General features: G+C 68.6%; 22 protein-coding genes. 15 read left to right on the top strand and 7 right to left on the bottom strand.

Translation table 11 applies throughout. The annotated features are described in order from the left end of the window. Positions 1-70: 70 nt before the first annotated feature. Entirely contained in the window at positions 71-415 is a 345-nt protein-coding gene (locus OHA55_RS09430; protein ID WP_266704679.1) for a trypco2 family protein, read from the top strand. A gap of 438 nt (positions 416-853) precedes the next feature. Here OHA55_RS09430 and OHA55_RS09425 read toward each other — a convergent pair whose 3' ends face one another. The 5 genes from OHA55_RS09425 to OHA55_RS09410 all read right to left on the bottom strand — a co-directional run bounded on the left by OHA55_RS09425 (position 854) and on the right by OHA55_RS09410 (position 3,779). Then, complete coding sequence (locus OHA55_RS09425; RefSeq protein ID WP_266704677.1) at positions 854-1,216, bottom strand: hypothetical protein; 363 nt, start codon at positions 1,214-1,216, stop codon at positions 854-856. Positions 1,217-1,450: 234 nt separating this feature from the next. After that, positions 1,451-1,984: a hypothetical protein gene (locus tag OHA55_RS09420; protein WP_266704676.1), complete on the bottom strand. Its 534-nt coding sequence runs from the start codon at positions 1,982-1,984 to the stop codon at positions 1,451-1,453. 180 nt (positions 1,985-2,164) lie between these two features. Further along, positions 2,165-2,449, bottom strand: a complete 285-nt coding sequence (locus OHA55_RS36480; protein WP_323180382.1) for a helix-turn-helix domain-containing protein — start codon at positions 2,447-2,449, stop codon at positions 2,165-2,167. 263 nt (positions 2,450-2,712) lie between these two features. After that, a complete protein-coding gene (locus tag OHA55_RS09415) occupies positions 2,713-2,904 on the bottom strand; it encodes a DUF397 domain-containing protein (RefSeq protein ID WP_266704674.1) in 192 nt (63 codons plus the stop codon). Positions 2,905-2,906: 2 nt separating this feature from the next. Then, positions 2,907-3,779, bottom strand: coding sequence for a helix-turn-helix transcriptional regulator (locus OHA55_RS09410; RefSeq protein WP_266704672.1), 873 nt, complete (start codon positions 3,777-3,779; stop codon positions 2,907-2,909). 337 nt (positions 3,780-4,116) lie between these two features. Between OHA55_RS09410 and OHA55_RS09405 the strand changes: the two genes are divergently transcribed. From OHA55_RS09405 to OHA55_RS09390, 5 genes are all read left to right on the top strand, one after another. Continuing rightward, positions 4,117-4,629: a hypothetical protein gene (locus OHA55_RS09405; protein ID WP_266704670.1), complete on the top strand. Its 513-nt coding sequence runs from the start codon at positions 4,117-4,119 to the stop codon at positions 4,627-4,629. Between the two features lie 35 nt (positions 4,630-4,664). Then, positions 4,665-5,045, top strand: a complete 381-nt coding sequence (locus OHA55_RS09400; RefSeq protein ID WP_266704668.1) for an ATP-binding protein — start codon at positions 4,665-4,667, stop codon at positions 5,043-5,045. Continuing rightward, positions 5,045-5,533: a hypothetical protein gene (locus OHA55_RS09395; RefSeq protein ID WP_266704666.1), complete on the top strand. Its 489-nt coding sequence runs from the start codon at positions 5,045-5,047 to the stop codon at positions 5,531-5,533. Before OHA55_RS09400 ends, OHA55_RS09395 begins: the two co-directional genes overlap by 1 nt. 48 nt (positions 5,534-5,581) lie before the next feature. Then, on the top strand, positions 5,582-5,938 hold the full coding sequence (locus OHA55_RS36565; protein ID WP_353963491.1) for a DUF6415 family natural product biosynthesis protein: 357 nt from the start codon (positions 5,582-5,584) through the stop codon (positions 5,936-5,938). 94 nt (positions 5,939-6,032) lie between these two features. Beyond that, positions 6,033-6,785 (top strand): hypothetical protein, encoded by a 753-nt coding sequence (locus OHA55_RS09390; protein ID WP_266704664.1) that lies wholly within the window; start codon positions 6,033-6,035, stop codon positions 6,783-6,785. A 41-nt stretch (positions 6,786-6,826) separates the two neighbouring features. Here OHA55_RS09390 and OHA55_RS09385 read toward each other — a convergent pair whose 3' ends face one another. Both OHA55_RS09385 and OHA55_RS09380 read right to left on the bottom strand, forming a co-directional pair. Then, positions 6,827-7,540 (bottom strand): SDR family NAD(P)-dependent oxidoreductase, encoded by a 714-nt coding sequence (locus tag OHA55_RS09385; RefSeq protein WP_266704662.1) that lies wholly within the window; start codon positions 7,538-7,540, stop codon positions 6,827-6,829. Beyond that, complete coding sequence (locus OHA55_RS09380) at positions 7,537-8,796, bottom strand: hypothetical protein (protein WP_266704660.1); 1,260 nt, start codon at positions 8,794-8,796, stop codon at positions 7,537-7,539. The genes OHA55_RS09385 and OHA55_RS09380 overlap by 4 nt, the downstream gene beginning before the upstream one ends. Before the next feature lie 482 nt (positions 8,797-9,278). Between OHA55_RS09380 and OHA55_RS09375 the strand changes: the two genes are divergently transcribed. The 9 genes from OHA55_RS09375 to OHA55_RS09335 are packed head-to-tail and all read left to right on the top strand — an operon-like array spanning position 9,279 to position 17,832. After that, the gene (locus OHA55_RS09375; protein ID WP_266704658.1) at positions 9,279-10,235 is read left to right on the top strand and encodes an NAD-dependent epimerase/dehydratase family protein; all 957 of its coding nucleotides are present in this window, start codon (positions 9,279-9,281) and stop codon (positions 10,233-10,235) included. Further along, entirely contained in the window at positions 10,232-10,888 is a 657-nt protein-coding gene (locus OHA55_RS09370; protein ID WP_266704656.1) for a phytanoyl-CoA dioxygenase family protein, read from the top strand. The genes OHA55_RS09375 and OHA55_RS09370 overlap by 4 nt, the downstream gene beginning before the upstream one ends. Beyond that, the gene (locus OHA55_RS09365; protein ID WP_266704654.1) at positions 10,885-11,925 is read left to right on the top strand and encodes a glycosyltransferase family 2 protein; all 1,041 of its coding nucleotides are present in this window, start codon (positions 10,885-10,887) and stop codon (positions 11,923-11,925) included. Before OHA55_RS09370 ends, OHA55_RS09365 begins: the two co-directional genes overlap by 4 nt. Continuing rightward, positions 11,922-12,962, top strand: a complete 1,041-nt coding sequence (locus OHA55_RS09360) for a hypothetical protein (protein WP_266704652.1) — start codon at positions 11,922-11,924, stop codon at positions 12,960-12,962. Before OHA55_RS09365 ends, OHA55_RS09360 begins: the two co-directional genes overlap by 4 nt. A gap of 17 nt (positions 12,963-12,979) precedes the next feature. After that, a complete protein-coding gene (locus OHA55_RS09355) occupies positions 12,980-14,182 on the top strand; it encodes a polysaccharide pyruvyl transferase family protein (protein ID WP_266704650.1) in 1,203 nt (400 codons plus the stop codon). Positions 14,183-14,208: 26 nt separating this feature from the next. After that, on the top strand, positions 14,209-15,231 hold the full coding sequence (locus tag OHA55_RS09350) for an NAD(P)-dependent oxidoreductase (RefSeq protein WP_266704648.1): 1,023 nt from the start codon (positions 14,209-14,211) through the stop codon (positions 15,229-15,231). Next, on the top strand, positions 15,228-15,986 hold the full coding sequence (locus tag OHA55_RS09345; protein ID WP_266704646.1) for an HAD family hydrolase: 759 nt from the start codon (positions 15,228-15,230) through the stop codon (positions 15,984-15,986). Before OHA55_RS09350 ends, OHA55_RS09345 begins: the two co-directional genes overlap by 4 nt. Continuing rightward, positions 15,983-16,834 (top strand): glycosyltransferase, encoded by an 852-nt coding sequence (locus OHA55_RS09340; protein WP_266704645.1) that lies wholly within the window; start codon positions 15,983-15,985, stop codon positions 16,832-16,834. Before OHA55_RS09345 ends, OHA55_RS09340 begins: the two co-directional genes overlap by 4 nt. Next, positions 16,831-17,832: a glycosyltransferase family 4 protein gene (locus OHA55_RS09335; RefSeq protein WP_266704644.1), complete on the top strand. Its 1,002-nt coding sequence runs from the start codon at positions 16,831-16,833 to the stop codon at positions 17,830-17,832. Before OHA55_RS09340 ends, OHA55_RS09335 begins: the two co-directional genes overlap by 4 nt.

Below are 17,832 nucleotides of genomic sequence, written 5' to 3'. Positions count from 1 at the left end.
ACTATACGGGCGCCCGGAGCTGTCGCATACTGATGCGTCACTGGTTCAACGGGCCTTCTGTGGAGGCGAATTGACGAACGAACCCGGTTTCGTGGGGCTGGCCGAGGTGATCCGCCAGATCAGAGGCGAACTGGAGCTCGCCCGCGCCGGCGCGGCGGGCCAGAACATCGGTTTCGCCGTGGAGGACGTGAATCTGACCTTCACCGTCCAGGTCCACCGGTCCGGCACCGGCAAGGGCGGAGTCCGGATCGGCGTGGTGACGGCCGAGCTCGGTGCGACGCTGGACCGCCAGACGACCCACCAGGTGCAGGTGACCCTGAAGCCGGAGCTGGCTTCCGGCGAGCGGCTGAAGGTGCGCCGCCCGCAGGTTCCGCCCGCCGGATCGGGGGAAGCGCCGCCGCGGCAGGAGCCGTAGGCGTGCGGGGGCTCGCGTCGCCCGCCGTACGCCGCCGTACCCGTCACGGTGGGTGAGTGCGCGAGTACCGAAGCCTGAAGGGGCGGGTCCGGGCGCGGGGCGCCGCAGGTTCGGGCGTCGACGGGACCGCACACGAAGAGGGCCCGGTCTGCTTCCGCAGACCGGGCCCTCTTCAAGGGTGAGTAACGGGACTCGAACCTGTTTCGTGTTTCTATCGTGACCTGCGGCTTTGCCGGGAAAGCGGACGAACGGGTGCATATGTATGACGCGGTGTGCGCTGGTGTGACGCTGCCCGCGATTCGGTTTGGCCATGGCCAAACGCTCGCCCGCTGTAGGCCCAGGTGGCGCTCAAGGTGAGCGACGAATCTCCTGGCCGCGCCTCTCTGGGAGAGTGGGATGCGGATGGACCCGGTCCCGCGCCGGCGCCTGGCCAGCCGGTTAGACGGCGCGCAGTCGAGGGGGCTCCGGCTGCTGCAGCTCGTCCTCTGCAACGACCGTGAGAGGAACGGGGGTCTCGGCGTCGGTGGTCTCCTCCGCCCGGCGGCGCAGCTTCGATTTGAGGCTGGTCAGCACGCTCTTGACGTGCGGCGCGACAACCACCCCCAGCGCGAAGCACGTGGCGGCGATCGCCAGGGCCGTCTTGGTGCCGTCGAATAGCACGGCGTGCGTGACGAGAGTGTTGTCGTCATCCCGCGCCAGAGGGCTCTCTCCGCCCGGAGTGCTTGACTTCGAGAAGTGCGTGTCGGAGGGGCGCTTCGTCAGCATCAGTTCCCAGATCGAGTCACCCCGGTTGAACTCCATGATGCAACTGTAGAGGCGACCCGGTACGCCGCGGCCCGGAATGCAATGTTCTCTACCTTGGTCCCCAAGGGGCGCCCTGCCGACCGCCATAGCGCCAGGCAAACTGTGTCTGTTTGTATCGTTGCGTCCCCAGCTCTACTTCTGAACGGGGTCGTAGATGGCTCGCTGAGGGTTGGTTTTGACGATCGCCTGCCGCCCCGACGACCGAAAGGGGGGTGACCTCTCCTCGATTCGTCACGTGGCGGCAAGCAGATGCGCCGCCGCTTCAGTGAAGCGGTCAACAGCGACCTCCAGGTTGGCGTAGAGGTTTCGAACTGTGTGCCCGGCATCGCCGGGGTTCTGCCGGGCCTGCCGTGCGAGATTCTCTGCTACGTCGTTGATCTTGCGGGCCTCGGAGTACAGCCGCAGACCTGATAGCGCGATGAGTGGCATCTGAAGGGCAACACGGTCGGCCTCCCGATGAACGGCATCAGCCCACTCCTGGTCGAGATGGGATTCCCTGATCGGCTGGATCCAGATGCCCTGATGGCCCGGCGGAGGGGGGATCCGATCATGCCTGTAGGTGCTCTTCCTCGTAGGATCTGTGGCCTGCATCCCGTAGGCCGCAGCGAGGATTGCGGCAAACGCCTCCCGCTGTTCCTGCCTACGTGCCTGTTGCCGCTGGTGGCCCTGATTGAAGCGTGCTGCCCAGGCCGTTACGAACGCAGTCAGCGCCGTTCCGGACACACCGATTGCCGCACCCACGAGCCCTACGGTCGCCTGATCCATTTCCGAACTTTAGGGCAAGTCCCCAGTGCTGAGGAGCGGGATTCGAGTCTGATCCCCGGGACTCCCGTACCACCTTCGCGCTGCTATCAGAGACCAAAATGGTCACCAGTATCAGCTCCAGAAGCGGCCCCTGGACCGTCGGCGGTTTCCAGAGGCCGTCAGGTGAAGTGGGCGACGGTGTCAGGCCGCGCGTCCCACCGTAGAGCGTGGAATCGGTCGTAGGGATCGGAGTGGCCCCAGGGCGCCGGTGTCGCCGGGCGTAGCCAATTTTACTGTGGACGGCTCTTGGTGGAACAGATCCACGACGCGTCGTAGGTCCTCGTCGGTGAAGCGGACGTGTCCCCCGAGCTTGCTGTGCGGCAGCTTCCTGATGTGGCGACGGAGCCACGATTCCTCAACTTTGAGGACGGCGGCAGCCTCTGCGTAGCTGTGGAGCGAGATCGGTAGGCGCGTTTCGTGTGTCAAGGCGGTTCTCCCTCGTGCTGAACCGCTGCAGCTTGTACGGGGCTAAGCGATTTGGAGACGCCGGACCTGGCTGATAGGAGGCACCAGATTGTGTGGCGGACAGAGGTCGTGCGAGCGTGCGCGGCAGCCCTCTGTCCGTTCCGGCGGTGCCGTCCTAGGCTCCCCCTATCCCACTGGCCACCTGGACGCCGTGGCCAGAGAGACAAGGTCGGGCCCCCTCAACGCAACTGAGGGGGCCCGACCGCCAGGTGTCGCGGCGGTCGCTACAGCGATACTCGGCTGGCCGCGAAGGGGAGGAAGGAGGCCCACGCGTCACGGCTCACCTGGAAAGGTGCGAGGCCCACGTCCTTGGAGTCGCGGACGAGGACCGCCTCCGAACGGTGGGCGACCTCCACGCACGCGTTCCCACTGCCCTCGGAGTACGACGACTTGGTCCACTCAGTGCTCAAGCTCATGATCACGCCAGTTCTCGGGATAGTTGCTGAATGAAATCGGGAGTCTCCTCCGGCGGAAGCGCCGATGCGCTCAGCTTCTCCCACCTCCGGGTGAAGACTCCTACATCACGAGGCTTGCCTGAAATCTGCATGCCGCCCCACGCGTTGTCCGCCTGAACCTGCGGAGGGTAGTCCTCGCCCATGTTCAGGATGCTGAAGTCCGCTGCGAACCGGTACCGCCTTCCGGTCGCCGGCAGAATCTGAATGGTGACGTTGTCGAGCTGGGACAACTTCACCAACTCGTCGCACTGGCCTCGCATCACCTCGATGTCGCCGACGATGTGCCGTAGCGCAGGCTCACCGATGACGGCCTTGAGCTTGAGCGGGCTCTCGGCCCGGGTCAGGAACTCACGGCGCCGTAGACGGAGCCGCGCGGCCTTGTCCACGGACTCGGAACGGTTCTCGAGGACCGGCTGCTGCATCGCGAAGAGGGCCCGGACGTAGGGTTCGCTCTGCAACGGCCCCCAGGGCAGCAGCGGGTGAAACACCCGGTTCTCGACCGCGATCTCTTCGAGCCCGACGAATTTGGGCATCTGCGCCGGCGTCATGCTGTCCTTGTAGTCACTGATCCACTCTTCGCTGCTGGCCTCCCTCTGGGTGGCGATGAGGCCCTCGATGTAGGTCTCATCCGTTACGCCGTAACGCTCCAGGAGGCTGCGCAGATGCTGTGCCCTGCGCAGAGAGGAGAGGCCGGTCTCGACCTTCTGGAGCAGTGAGTCCGAGAACTCCAGCCCCTCCACAGCCTCCTCCATCGTGAACCCGGCCTGCTGACGAAGTGCTCGAAGATCCTGGCCCATGCTGATCCGGCGAGCGGTGGGTCGGGGTTGAGCTGCCACTGACTGACCTCCTTGGCCGTTTCGCGGCGTCACCACATGTGCGCGCCCGCGTACCCGATGTGCGTGCGCGCAGGACCGATCTGCGGGGCTCGTCCGTCCATGTGCGCAGTTTCTCACCGCATGCGCGCGCCGCGACAGTCCATGTGCGCGCTACGGCATATGCCACTTTATTCCTCCCGGAGTAATACCGTGGGAATACGTTGAATCCTACGGACCGTCTGCAGCAGGGTGGTTGGCGTGGAGCCGACGGATTCCTGGTCGGGACTCTCCTCCACCCCGCATGCCGTCGGCGGACACCGCCGTGGCTCCGTCCACCCTTACGTGTGGAGACCCGGACATGAATGTGATGGGCACCAGCACCCGCGAGACCGACCGTGTGGACCAGGGGCGCACCCCCGCAGAGTGGTTGCGCCCACGGGAGTTCCGTATCGAGTCCGATCTGTATACGCCGATAGAGGCCCTGCGGTGCGAGGACCTGACGCGGGTTCTCGCGCGACTCCAGGCCACCGGGCCGAGTCCGAGGGTGTGCTTGTACGCGATCTCCGTCGACAGGAAGGCCCCCCGGGTCTCCTTGAGGTCGGCGGAGAAGTACGAGCGGCGTTCTTTCTCGGCGGTCAGCAGGGAGCAGACCTTTACGGATCCTGATGAGGCGACCGCCCCCAACGGGCGGCAGGGCTGGAGCTCCGTGCGCGAGCTGATTCGGGCCGGCCTCGCGGACGGGGGTGTAGTGCTCATGGCTGGCGTGGTCAGCGGTGAGATCGATCAGTGCCGAAATGAGCGCGCGCGGTTCGAGGAGCAAATCGGCTTCGACGCGCTGGTAGTTCCCGAGATCACCGGAGCACAGTCATGAGCGGCTTGGCCTCTGTCCCCGTCACGGTCCCCGTCATGGACTTCACCTTCGATATGACCATCGATCCCGACCGTGTGCGCATCGCTCAGTTGCGGCGGATCACCAGTGTGCTGGTCGCGGAATGGGCGTCCAGCATCGTGGTTCAGGACGTGGCGGTGGTCGTCTCGGAGCTGGTCACGAACGCCATCGAACACGGGCATGGTGCGGTCGGTTTCCGGCTGTCGCTCACCGGCGAGGGGCTTCTCCTTGAGGTCGTCGACGGTAACCCGGCACCCGCCCGGCTCCGGCCCGCGGCGGCCGATGACGAGCACGGCCGCGGCTTGCTTCTCGTCTCCTGCCTTGCGGCGGACTGGGGAGTGAGCGAAGACGGTCGCACCACGTGGGCGTTCTTCCGTGTCGGCGATGGGAGTCCGTGATGTCGGTACTGAACGAGGCGGGGCTCGCTGGTCCTGGACCAGGGGCGGTGTCGGCGGCCCTCAGCGACGAGGAGAAGCGCAGAGTGGCCTTCTGCCTCACCCGCTCGCTTGTTGCCGAGGGCATCAGCTATGACCTGATCGTCACCCTCGACGAGGTCTTGAGCTACTGGCCCGTCTCTGCGCCCCGGACTCGAAGATTCGACGGACTGCTGGTCCGCGTCGGTCTACCACCCCGCCCGCAGCGGCTTCCCGACGTTGCTGCGCTGAGTGACGAGGGCGCGGCACGGTTCATCGACCGGTTCCGTCGGGCGACCCAGCTCCTCTTGCAGGTCGCCCCGTACCGCGCGGCGACCTATCCCACTCGCGAGTTGTCGCTCCTGGTGGCCCTGCGCGACGGCCAGGCGCCTCCGGGCGGTGCGCTGTCGTACTTACGGCGATGGGCGCTGGTCATTCTGGCCGTCCTCGACCTTATGGGAGACGACGAATGATCGTCTTTCCGACGGCGTGGGGTCGCTTGTTCGTAGCGGCCCCCGCCGATGGATTCCCCGCCCCGGAACGTCCTCCTTCACGCGCCGCCCACGGCTGCGCTCGCCTGGTTCCACTCGGGTCACGCGCTTCCGCCCGTCGAAGACTCCGCGCGGCTGCTCGACCAACTCACAACCAGCGGACGGACCGTCGTGCCAGACCTCGACCTGGTCTTCCGGTCCCTCCCCTCGAACTCGACGGCCGCACACCGCGCGGCAGTGGTCCCGGGAGACCAGGCTCGTCGGCTCAACCAGGTGCCTTCGGCCGGCGACCCGCAGGCCGGAGTGAGCTGGGCACAGAACATTGCCCGCCTCGTTCAGCCTGCTTCGTGTTGCCGACATTGCCCGCCAGGAACAAGCCCCACCTAGGCGGTCGGCGCGCGGACTCTCAACCGGGTACTGAGCCTCGATGCCGGCTCAACACCGGCCACACACCTTCCGACCCACCTGACAGGACGGCCCGATGACCCACCTCATGCCGATAGCTGCTGACATGGCCGAAGAGCAGGCCGCCGAGGAGGCGACCCTCACTCTGGAGCTGGCGCTGTACTACGCCGGCATCTCCTTCGACCTTGAGCAGAGTGCACCGCCCGGCGGGCGCCGTCTGCGGCTGGAGCCTTCACCCACCCACCCCTGGACGCTCGGGGACGTGGAAGGAAACCTTCTCGCGGACGGGATCATCGCCACGGCGCGGCGCATCGAGCAGCCTCTTCCCTGTCCTGGTCCTGGGCTCGTTCTCGACCTGCCTTCGACGGAGGACGTGCGTGCGCTCGGACGCCTCGTCGAGACCCGTCTCACCGAGATCCAGAACGCCGCTCTTCAGCTGCACCGCGCCTTCGGACTCGCCGACTTGGAACGACGCGTCGGAATACAGGACGACGGTTTGATCGACACCGGCGTGTTCACCCCGGACGACGCCGCCCGCCTGTACCGCTGTCTCGGCGGCGACGACTTGGTCGTACGCGACCTCACGCTGACCGAATGGCGCGATCACGAGTCCTTCGCCGAATACCTGGAGACGACGGTTCACACCGCCACCGGCCGGATGGTTCCCGTCGAATCCCGCCCGACATGTGGGCACTGCCGGGACCACAACGGCCCGAACCAGATCTGGATCGACTTCCTGGACGCCGACGACGCGCTCGCGCTTGCAGCCGCGCTCAAGCCCGTCCGGAAAACCGAGGAACAGCGAACGGGGAGGCCGCTCTCCGGGTGAAGTCCTTCCGCAGAGCGGTGCCATGCGCGCCCGGGGCCGACTCACCAGTCCAACGGTTGACGCTCATAGAAGAGACCGCCGGTCGGGCCGTCGTCGGGAAGTGTGGCGAGCCAGACAGGCGTGTCGGCCGCCTCGTCGGGGGTGCGCTTCGTCTCGCCGTAAGCCATGCGGGTATCCATCCGACCGGGTGAGGCCGCGTTGACGAGAATGCCGGTTTCCGTCAACTCGGCGGCGAGGATCTGGGTGAGGGCGTTCAGGCCGGCCTTCGAGATGCGGTAGCTGACGTTCCCGGTGCCCATGTTGCTCTGGGAGCCCAGGTGGCTGGTGATGTTGACGATGCGCCCGTATCCGTTCTTGCGCATCTCGGGCACGGCAGCGGCGGAGAGGCGCCAGGCTCCGAGGAGGTTGGCGTCCATGGTTGCCCGGACGCGCTCGAAGTCGGGCGCGGAGGCTGCCTGGCCGCGATCGATGGCGACAGCGGCGTTGTTGACCAGTACGTCGAGGCGGCCGAATGGGGCGGCCACGTCGGCGATGGCGCGGGCGACGCTTGCCGGGTCCGTTACATCCAGTTCGTGGTGGTGGACGAACAGCCCCTGGCGGCCCAGCGCTTCCTCTGCCTCACGGCCGGCCTGGCGGTCGCGTACCCCGAGAACCACCTGCATGCCCTGCTCGGCAAGGCGGGTAGCGATGGCGAGGCCGAGGCCACGGTTTCCGCCCGAGACCAAGGCGACGCGTGGGTTCGTGTGCGTGATCATGCAGACAGTCTGACAAGGAGCTCATCCAGGCGCTGGACTTTCGGGTCCCTTCTGGCCATAGGGAGTTCGGCGCGGGCAGTTGCAGCACGTGCGGTGTTGCGGTGGGACGGCGCGGTGGTGATCAGCGGAACCGCAGCCTCCAGGAGACGGATGGCCTCATCGGCGTTGCCGAGTGCTGCATGGGCTCGGGCCGTCTGGATGGTGTAAGTGGCCAGGTCGCGCCCCTTGGCTGGGGGCATCAAGGTGAGCGCGGTGGTGAAGTGAGTCACGGCGAGTCGCGGGCGGTGAAGGTCAGCGTGACAGGTTGCTGTCTGGGCATGGAACTCCGCCGCATCGAAGTAGCCGGTCCAGGACGGGTCTTCATCCTCGACGCGCACGCGGGCCATCTGCGTCTCAGCGTCGGACAGAAGGCGGTCGCATGCCGTTCGGTTACCGCCTGCGGCTTCGGCTCGGGCCTGCCGCAGCAGCAGCATCGCCCGGGTCCGGGGCGTGACGTCGCCCGCGCCCTCGACGGCGCAGGTCGCGAGCGCAAGAGATTCGGCGAAAAGGCCATGGTCGTAGCACTGGAGGCTGAGCGACTTGAGGATGTTGGCACCCATTGCTCGGTCCGAGGCGGAGTGGGCGGCGCGTAGGCCGCTGGTCCAGTACCGCTGGGCGGCGGCGTGGAGCCCCGCGTCGAACGAGGCAAATCCGGCGAGACGGGAAAGTTCGGCACTGAGGCGGAGCAGCCGGCGCCCGGCCTGATCGGTGTAGGACGCCGCCTTGAGAATGCCTGTAACCGTGGCCAGTTCAGTGTCCAGCAGCAGGCGGGCCCGGGGCCCGCCGAGCGCGGCTTCCAGCCGACGCAGCCGAGGCAGTCCGTCCTCCAGGTCCTCGATGAGCCGCAGGTCGATTCGGCCACCGGCGAGGGCGGCGGCCACCGGCTCGGACTCCTGGGAGAGCCACTCTCCGGCGAGCAGGGTCAGGGCCTGGCCGCCGAGCTTCATGAATCCGCGGCGGTCGGGCATCGCGTGCTCCAGGGTGTCGTCCAATGCCTGGAGCGTCCCCTCCAGGGTCCATGGGAAACCAATACGGACCGGGCCTCCGTCGGGTAACCATCCAGGCCAGCCGAGCCGGTGTACATCCCGCAGCGGGACGCCGAGTGCGGCGGCGAGGGCTTCCTGGCTCTCCGCGTCCGGCTCGACGCCCCAGTTCTCCCACTTCCACGCCTTTCGCCGGTCCGCCGATCGCTTGGTGGCCTTGGCGACAATGTCCACGATGTCCTGATGGGTCCAGCCATGTTCGGCCCGGACGACGCTGAGCGGGTGGACCAGTCGTGGTCCCGTGCGTAAACCGGCGGTTCGCCCCATCCGCAACCCCCCTAGTTGTTCACCGATTTGCAGCCGGCCCGTCGCTGTGTGCTGATGCTACGCCCGAGCGATCGAGGGGTGAGAAGACGACATGGAGACGACAAAACTCCTCTGGCCAAGGTGAGTTACGTAGCAGTTAGCTTGTGCTCCCCCGAAAGGGTGCTCGGCCGGTGATTCTGCGGTCGGGCACCCCGAGGCGCGCGGCTGGGGACCACTTCACGTCCTGTCGATGACCTGGCCGCGCAGCGAGATGACGTCGCGAAGACGGACCACCCGCACCGATCGTCGAGTGCACGGCATGCCAGCCGCGCCCCACCCGCTCACCGTGTCGCCTGCCATGCCGCCGCGCCGCCGGGCGATGTCGGCGCGCCCTATCTTGGAGGAGCCCCATGGCTCGAAGAACCGCTGTCGTGACCGGCGGAGCTGGATTCATCGGCTCCCACCTGTGCGACGCGCTGATCCGCGCCGAAAGCGCCGTGATCTGCGTGGACAATTTCCTGACCGGCAGCCGCGACAACGTCGCGCACCTGCTTGCCTCCCCGCACTTCGACCTGATCGAGCAGGACGTCAACGACAAGCTGGCTGTTGCGGGTGAGGTGGACGTGGTGTTCCACCTTGCCTCGCCCGCCTCCCCGGTGGACTACCTGCGCCACCCCATCGAGACGCTGTCCGTCGGTTCCGTCGGCACGCTGAACGCGTTGGAGCTGGCCAGGGAACGCGGTGCTCGATTCGTCCTGGCCTCGACCTCGGAGGTGTACGGGGACCCGCACCAGCACCCGCAGACGGAGGCGTACTGGGGCAACGTCAACCCGATCGGCCCGCGCAGCGTCTACGACGAGGCGAAGCGCTTCGCAGAGGCCGCCACCGCCGCGTACCGCCGCGAGTACGGCGCCGACACGGCGATCGTACGGATCTTCAACACGTTCGGGCCCCGGATGCGCACCGACGACGGCCGCGCGGTGCCGGCCTTCGTCACCCGAGCCCTGACGGGGCAGTCGCTCCACGTAGCCGGAGACGGTCGGCAGAGCCGATCGCTGTGCTACGTCGATGACACGGTGGCCGGGCTGCTGGCCGTCGCCGCGAGCAGCCACCCGGGCCCGGTCAACCTGGGCACCGAGGACGAGCGCACGGTGATGGACATCGCGCGTCTCGTCCTGGACCTCACCGGCTCCGCCGCGGGCATCGAGTTCGTCGCCATGCCGGAAGATGACCCCGGTCGCCGCCGCCCCGACACGACCTTGGCCCGCGAGGCGTTCGGGTGGGAGCCCCGGATCGCGATCGAGGGCGGTCTGGCCGCCACTGTTACCTGGTTCGTCCAGCAGCTCGCCGCCGGGGCAGCGCGATGAGCGCCCCGATCGCAGCCGCTGTCGGTCAACTGCGGGCCGACGGCTTCGCGGTCGTCTCCGGCGTGGTCACCCATGCGCTGCTGGAGGACCTCCGCGCCGAGGCCGCCGCCTTGGTGGCCGCCTTCGACGACGGCCACCGCAGCGACAACTTCTGGCACTTCACCCGCAAGGGAGACAGCGCCCCGGTGCTCTTCCGCATCCACAACCTCCAGCAACAGCCAGGAGCACCGCTCGCCGCCGAGCTGTTCGCCACCGGCCCTCTCCACCACCTCGCCGAGCGCCTTCTCGGCCAGCCGGCGCGGGCCCGGGTCATCGCGTTGATCGTCAAGATGCCGCATGTGGCCGCCGCCGTGCCCTGGCACCGCGACCGCGTCGATGCCCCTGCGGGTTCCGCGATCAACCTGAGCCTCTTCCTGGACGACTCCGATGCCGACAACGGCTGCCTGGAGTTCGTCCCCGGCAGTCACCTGCTGGCTGACGAGGCCGTCGTGGACCAGGTCTGCACCGCAGGGCCGGTTGTCCCGGTCGCCGCGAAGGCCGGCGACGTGGCCGTGCACGACGTGCGGGTCGTCCACGCCTCACGCCCCAACCCCTCGGCCCGGACCCGCCGAAGCCTCGTCATCGAGTTCGCCTTAGCCACGGAGTCGACGTGACCAGCCCCGCCACCGTCCACCGACGGCACCGACGTCCGAAGGTCGCCACCATCACGGTCGGCACCAACGAGAAGCGCTGGCTGCCCGACTGCCTGTCCACCCTGCTCACCAGCCACACCCCCGATCTCGACCTCGCCGTCTGGTACAGCGACAACGCCTCCACCGATGGCAGTACCGCACTGGTCCGCGACGACTTCCCCTCAGCGCGGATCATCCAGAACGACAGCAACCTCGGTTTCGCCCAAGCCAACAACGTCGGCATGCGCGCGGCCTTGGCTGACGGCGCCGATTACGTCTTCCTCGTCAACCCCGACACCAGGACCCCTCCGGACCTGATCCACCAGCTGAGCGCCTTCATGGAAAGGCACCCGGAGTACGGCATCTGCGGCCCCATGCAGTACGTCTACACCGACAACGGGCCTGTCTCCCTGGACGAACACAACGAGTGGTCACGTACCGCACTACGTCTGGGCGAAGCCGACGGCTTCGTGGGCGATCGCCCGTTCCGGCCCTCACCTGCCGGCCCCGCCGAGGGCCGTGCCCCCGACACCCTGGAGCACGCCTACGTCCAGGGCGCCGCGTTCTTCGTCCGCGCCGAGGTACTGCGCACCATCGGGCTGTTCGACCGGGTCTTCCACACCTACTACGAGGAGACCGACCTCTGCCGCCGGGCCCGCTGGGCGGGATGGCGAGTGGCCCTCAACCTCCGGCTCGGCATCCAGCACTTCGGCGGCGGTGGGACCGGCGCGAGCACCTACAGGCGGGTGCAGATGCGCCGCAACCGGTACTACTTCCTGTTCACCGACATCACCTGGAGCTGGCCCGCGATCCTCGGACTGGCCGGGCGGTGGCTGCGCCAAGACCTGCTCGGCCACTCCGTCGGCGGCAACACCACCCCACTCCGAGGGTGCGCGGAGACGGCCGTCGCCGCCTGGTGGCTCCTGCGGCTCGCCCCGACCATCGCTCGGCGCCGCCGTGCCCACCGCCGCTTGCGCGCCATCCGCCCGCCGAAGCGCACCACCGGAGGCGCCCTGTGACCAGGCTGCTGTTCGCCGGAGACTTCCACTGGCAGGCCGGCTCGGCACACATGGTCGCCGAGTACGTGCGCGCCGCGCCCGCCCTGGACTGCGAAGTGGCCCTCGCCGGCCCGCTGTGCCGCCTCGACAACCAGGTCCCCGATCTGCTTCCGGTCGTCGACGACCTCGCCTGGGGCACCCACCTGGTCCTGGTCTTCGAGGGACGCCAGTTCCTCAACGAGAAGCAGCTGGAGCTGTGCGAGCGCTTCCCCCGCGAGCGCCGGATCATCATCGACCCGGACGCTCACTGGGGCGAGCACACCGTTCTCGGCACCGACGACTCGGCCGGACCGTACGGCCACGAGCCGTGGCAGCAGCTGTACAAGCAGCTCAGCGACCTCATCCTCCAGCCGCGCCTCGGTACGCTCCCCGACGGCGCCAGGTTCTTCCCCTACTTCGGGATGCCCAAGCCGGTACGCCGCCCCGAACACGCCCCCGCGTACCTGCCGTACGAGATGCAGTACGTCGGCGCGAACTGGTGGCGCTGGGATGCTCTGGCCCGCCTCACCGAAGCCGCCCGATCCGCCCGGCCGCCGCTGACCCGCCTGCGCGTGGCTGGCCGGTGGTGGGCCGGCAACCCGCATCCCGATCACCCCATCGCCACCGCCAACCGGCCCGGTTGGCTGGCCGAGCGCGGAGTGAAGGTCACCGGCCCTGTGCCCTTCGGGCAGGTCCTCACCCAGATGGCCAAGGCCGCGATCACCCCGGTCCTGGCCCGCCCCCTCCTCACCCACCAGCACCTGCTCACCCCCCGCATGTTCGAGACCGTCGCAGCAGGCACCATGCCCGCCCTACCACCGGAACTCGCTTACACCGCCGACCTCTACGGCGAGGAGATCACCCCCTTCCTTCTCGGCAACCACCCCGCCGAGGACCTCACCCGGCTGCTGCGCGACGCCACCGCGAACCGCTTGCGCCTGGGCCGAATCCAGGACGACCTACGCCACCAGTTCAACTACCGGCGCGTCCTGGGCCAACTCCTCGCCCTCACCCACTGATCAAAAGGGAGCATCTTTTGCCGCGCATCCTGCTCACCGGAATCACCAGCTGCGAGAGCCGCGGCGTCGAAGCGCTCGCCCGCTCGCTCACCACCGCGCTGACCAAGACGCCGGACACCTCGGTCACCGTCCTCACCCAGACCCCGGCACTCGACGCAGAAGCGCTGTCCGGCACCGGAGCCGACTGCGCTCCGGACCCGTGGGTCGTCTCCCGATCCTGGGCCACCGTGCGGCCCGTCGAGACCGAGCAGCACCGCCGTGCCCGTGCCGAACGCCTCCTCCAGCACGCGGATCTGGTCCTCGCCACCGGTGGAGACCTGCACACCTCCGACTACGGCGTCTCCACTGCCTACCTCGCCGTGCTCGACCGCGCCCAGCAACTCGGCATCCCCACCGCGATGATCGGCCAGTCCGTCGGCCCCTTCACCAACCCCGCCGAGCAGCTCGCGTTCACCACCACCGCCACCGGGCTCGACCTGCTGACCGTCCGCGAGAGCACCAGTAGGACGTACCTCACCGAGCAACTAGCTCTGCCCGCAGACCGTGTGGCGCTCTCGGCGGACCCCGCCTTCCTTCTCCAACCGTCTGGCTCGGACCGCGCGCAACAGCTGCTCGCCGATGCCGGCCTCGGCGCCGAGCAGGCGTACATCTGCCTGGTTCCGAGCCGGGGCGTCACCCGTTACAGCACCATCACCGACACCCAGCACCTGGACGCGCTGACCAGCCTCGCCGACACCCTGTGGCGTGTGCGCCGACGCCCGCTGGTACTCGTCCCGCACTGCCACGACTCCCGCGAGCACAACGACGACCGCATCCTGGCCCGACAGATCGCGGCCCGCCTGCCCGACGTCCCCGTGCACGTCCTGGACGCCGCCGATACCCGAGCCAGCGACTACAAGGCCGTTCTCGGAGGCGCCGAGCTGGTCATCTCCGAGCGCCTGCACGCCTCCATCGGCGCCCTGTCCAGCGGCACCCCGGCCGTCGCCATCGGCCACTCCCCGAAGTTCCACGGCGTCCTCGCCGACACCTACGGCCCCGGCGTTCCGGCCACGGACGTCCATCGCGACGTCGCCGCGTTCGTCGCCGACCCGTCCGCCGTCGAGCAGTTCGCCCACCTGGACACATCCAGGCTCCGCGCCCACCTCGCTACCCGGCTCTCCACCGTCGTCGCGCTGGCGACAGAGGACATCACCCGCGTGCGCGCCCTCCTCAACTCCTGAGACCGCCAACCCGATCGGAGCTCAACATGGCCCAGCACCTGGTGACCGGCGGCGCCGGATTCATCGGCTCCCACCTCACCGACCGCCTCCTGACCGCCGGACACGAGGTCGTCGTCCTCGACAACCTCGACGGCGGCAAGCGAGAGAACGTTCCCGACGGCGCGCACCTCGTCGTCGGGTCCATCGCCGACAGGGCCTTGGTGGATGGGCTGTTCGCCCGCCACGCCTTCGACAGCGTCTTCCACCTGGCCGCGTTCGCCGCCGAGGGCATCAGCCACGCCGTCAAGGCCCACAACTACGAGGTCAACGTCCTCGGCAGCATCCATCTGATCAACGCCGCCCTCCGCACCAAGGTCCGGTACTTCTCCTTCGCCTCATCCGTCGCCGTCTACGGCACCGGCCGGGTTCCGATGTGCGAGGACGACCACCCGCAGCCCGTCGACAGCTACGGCAACGCCAAACTCGCCGTCGAACGCGAACTCGCGATCACCGCGCACCTCCAGAACCTGCCGTACACCGCCCTGCGGATGCACAACGTCTACGGCGAACGGCAGAACATGGCCGACCCCCTCCGCAACGCTGTCGCGATCTTCCTCAACCAGATCATGCGCGGAGAGCCGATCACCGTATATGGCGACGGCAGCCAGCGCCGCTCCTTCACGTACGTCCACGACATCGCCGGCTGCTTCCTCGACGCCGCCGACAACCCCCGCCATTGGAACCGCGTGATCAATGTGGGCAGCCAACAGCCGTGCACCGTGCTGGAGATGGCCCATGCCGCGCGCGTGGCGATGGGTGTTCCCGACCACCCGATCCGCCACCTGGACACCCGAGACGAAGTCCACGCCGCCTACACCAGCAGCGAACTCGCCCGCACGCTGCTGGGCGACTGGAAGGACACCCCGCTGGCCGACGGTCTCGCCACCACCGCCACCTGGGCCAGGACTCACGGACCCGTCCAGCCCTGCAGCACCCTCACCCTCGAAACCGACCCCGACACGCAGCCCGAGTGGTACACCACCGCCTCCTCCCGGGCGGAACGGTCGTGACCAAGACATCGGCCGCGGTCATTGCCACCATCGCCACCGACGTCGGAGGGGTTCTCTACTACGACGAGCCCTTCGAACTCGCATGGCTCCAGGGCGTCCTGGAGCGGGCAGGCGAGACCGACCCGCACCTGACCATCGAGCAGTTCACCGCCGAGATGAACCGTTTTTACCTCCAACGCGCACACTCCACCGCCAGCCCCGGCCTCTACAGCCCGGCCGGTACTCACGCCTGGATCGACGTCCGCCGCCGCTGGACCGACCTCGCACAGCCGGTCCCCGGCGCCGTTGCCGCGCTCGCGGACCTCGCCGCGGAGCGGCCGGTGTGCGTGGTCGCCAACCAGCCTCCCGAATGCGAGGAAGTCCTGCGCGCGGGTGGGGTCGCCGAGCACCTGGTCCTCATCGCGCTCGACGCCTCCGTCGGTGTTGCCAAGCCCGACCCCGGCCTGCTCGGCTGGGCCATCGAAAAGCTCGGCTGGGACGCGTCCACCACGCTCATGGTCGGCGACCGCCCCGACCACGACGCCGCTCCCGCCGAGCGCCTCGGAGCGCACGCCGCGCTCGTCACCCCGCCCAGCGACTGGATCGCCCCGGCCGGCGTCGAACCTGGCCTCGTCGCCGCCTATCAGAGGGTGCGGGCTGAACGTCTGAAAGCTCGTTGGCACCCCGCCGCCGACCGCAGCCTGCACATCCGCGACCTCAGCGACCTGGCCACCCGGCTCGGCCAGGGCCAGCACCGATCGGCGGTGTCCCAATGACACAGCCCCTCACCGTGGCCATGTGCAGCAACCGGCCCGGTCAGCTCCTGGCCGCCCTCGACCGGCTCCCAGACGTCCTCGGCCCGGACGACCGCCTGCTCGTCGTCGTGGACACCGCCGTGCCAGCCACCATTCGGCAGCAGCTCACCCAGCCCGTCGGACGGCGCACAGTGCTCTTCAACGGAGCCACCGTCGGCCTGTCCTGCAGCCGCAACCTTGCACTGAAGGAAGCACCCACCCGGCACGTGGTTTTCGTGGACGACGACATCGTCGTCACCGCCGCCGCAGTCGAGAATCTGCGCACCGCACTGACAGGTGGGGCGCACGTCGTCGGCACCCGAATCACCGCCGACCTCCAAGCCCGTCGAATGCCCTGGTGGCTGACCGCAGGCCAGTTGCACTACCTCGGCTCCCACCACCCCGACCTGCCCGCAAGCATCTGGGGCGGCTGCTTCGCTCTCGACCGCGACCACGCCCGCCTGCTCGGCATCGACTTCGACAGCCGCCTCGGCCGCGTCGGAACCAACCTCGCCTCCGCGGAAGACACCACGCTGGTGCGCCAGCTGGCTGCCCTCGGCGCCACCACCGCGGTTCTGCACACCACGGAGGTCCACCACCTGATCCCCGCCCCCCGGCTCCGCCCCGGATACCTCTTGCGCCGGGCCTACTGGCAGGGCCGCAGCGAAGTACGCCGGGGCACCGCAGCCAGCGGACTGCGCAAGGAGTGGGCGCGCAACAGATCCGGCGGCCCAGCTGCCCGCCCTGCAGCCCTCGCCCTCCTCTACACAGCAGCGGTGCTGACCGGCATCGGCCGTGAACTCCTCGATCAGGCCCGGAGGCGCTCGTGAAGATCGCCATGCTCAACCCACCCCACCGCTTCGGGCAGGACACCACCCAATGGATCACCGTCCCGCCACAGGGCTACGGCGGCATCCAGTGGGTGGTCGCCACCCTCATCGACGGGCTCCTCCACGCCGGATGCGAGATCCTGCTCGTCGGTGCCCCCGGGAGCATCTCCCGCCCGGGGCTGACCATCTCCGACGCCACCACTTTCGACGCCACACTGGCCGCGATCCGCGAGTTCGGCCCGGACGTGGTGCACGACCACACCAACGGCGAGCTATTGCCCGCAGACCCGCCTTGGCCGGCGGTCCGTACCCACCACCTCAACGGCGTGCCCGAGCACCTGGCGAACGGCATCTACCTCTCCCGTGCCCAGCGCCAGGCCGCCGGCTCCGCCGACGCGCCGATCATCCGACTGCCGGTCAACCCCGACCGGTACACCTACCGCGCGTCGAAGGACCGCTTCTTGCTGTTCCTCGGCCGGGTCTCCGTACACAAGGGGGCCCGCCAGGCCGCTGCCTTCGCCCAGGCAGCCGGCCTTCCGCTGAAACTCGCCGGTCCGGCGTGGGAGCCGGACTACCTGCACGGCATCCTCACCGACTACCCCGACACCGCTGCGTACGTCGGAGAAGTCGGCGGCACCGGACGCACCGAACTCCTCGCCCTCGCAAACGCCTTGCTCGTCCTCTCCCAGCCCTTCGGCGGCCCCTTCGGAGGGGAGTGGATCGAGCCCGGCGCCACTGTTGTCGCCGAGGCGGCCGTCAGCGGCACCCCGGTCATCGCCACCGACAACGGGTGCCTCGCCGAGATCGCCCCGCACGTCGGAGTCGCTCTGCCCCCGGAGGAAGCGCCCGACCCGGAGCTGGCCACCAAGATCCTGGCCGGCCTTCCGGCCCCGGCGCACCTTCGCGCCACCGCGATCGAGCGGTGGGGCCACCACGTGATCGCCGCGAAGTATCTGGAGGTCTACCGTCGGGCCGCCGCAGGCAACACCTGGTCGTGA

Source organism: Streptomyces sp. NBC_00102, from assembly GCF_026343115.1.
Classification (GTDB): Bacteria; Actinomycetota; Actinomycetes; order Streptomycetales; family Streptomycetaceae; genus Streptomyces.
The sequence above is the reverse complement of the archived record's forward strand: the minus strand, read 5'-3'. Positions and strand labels throughout refer to the sequence as shown.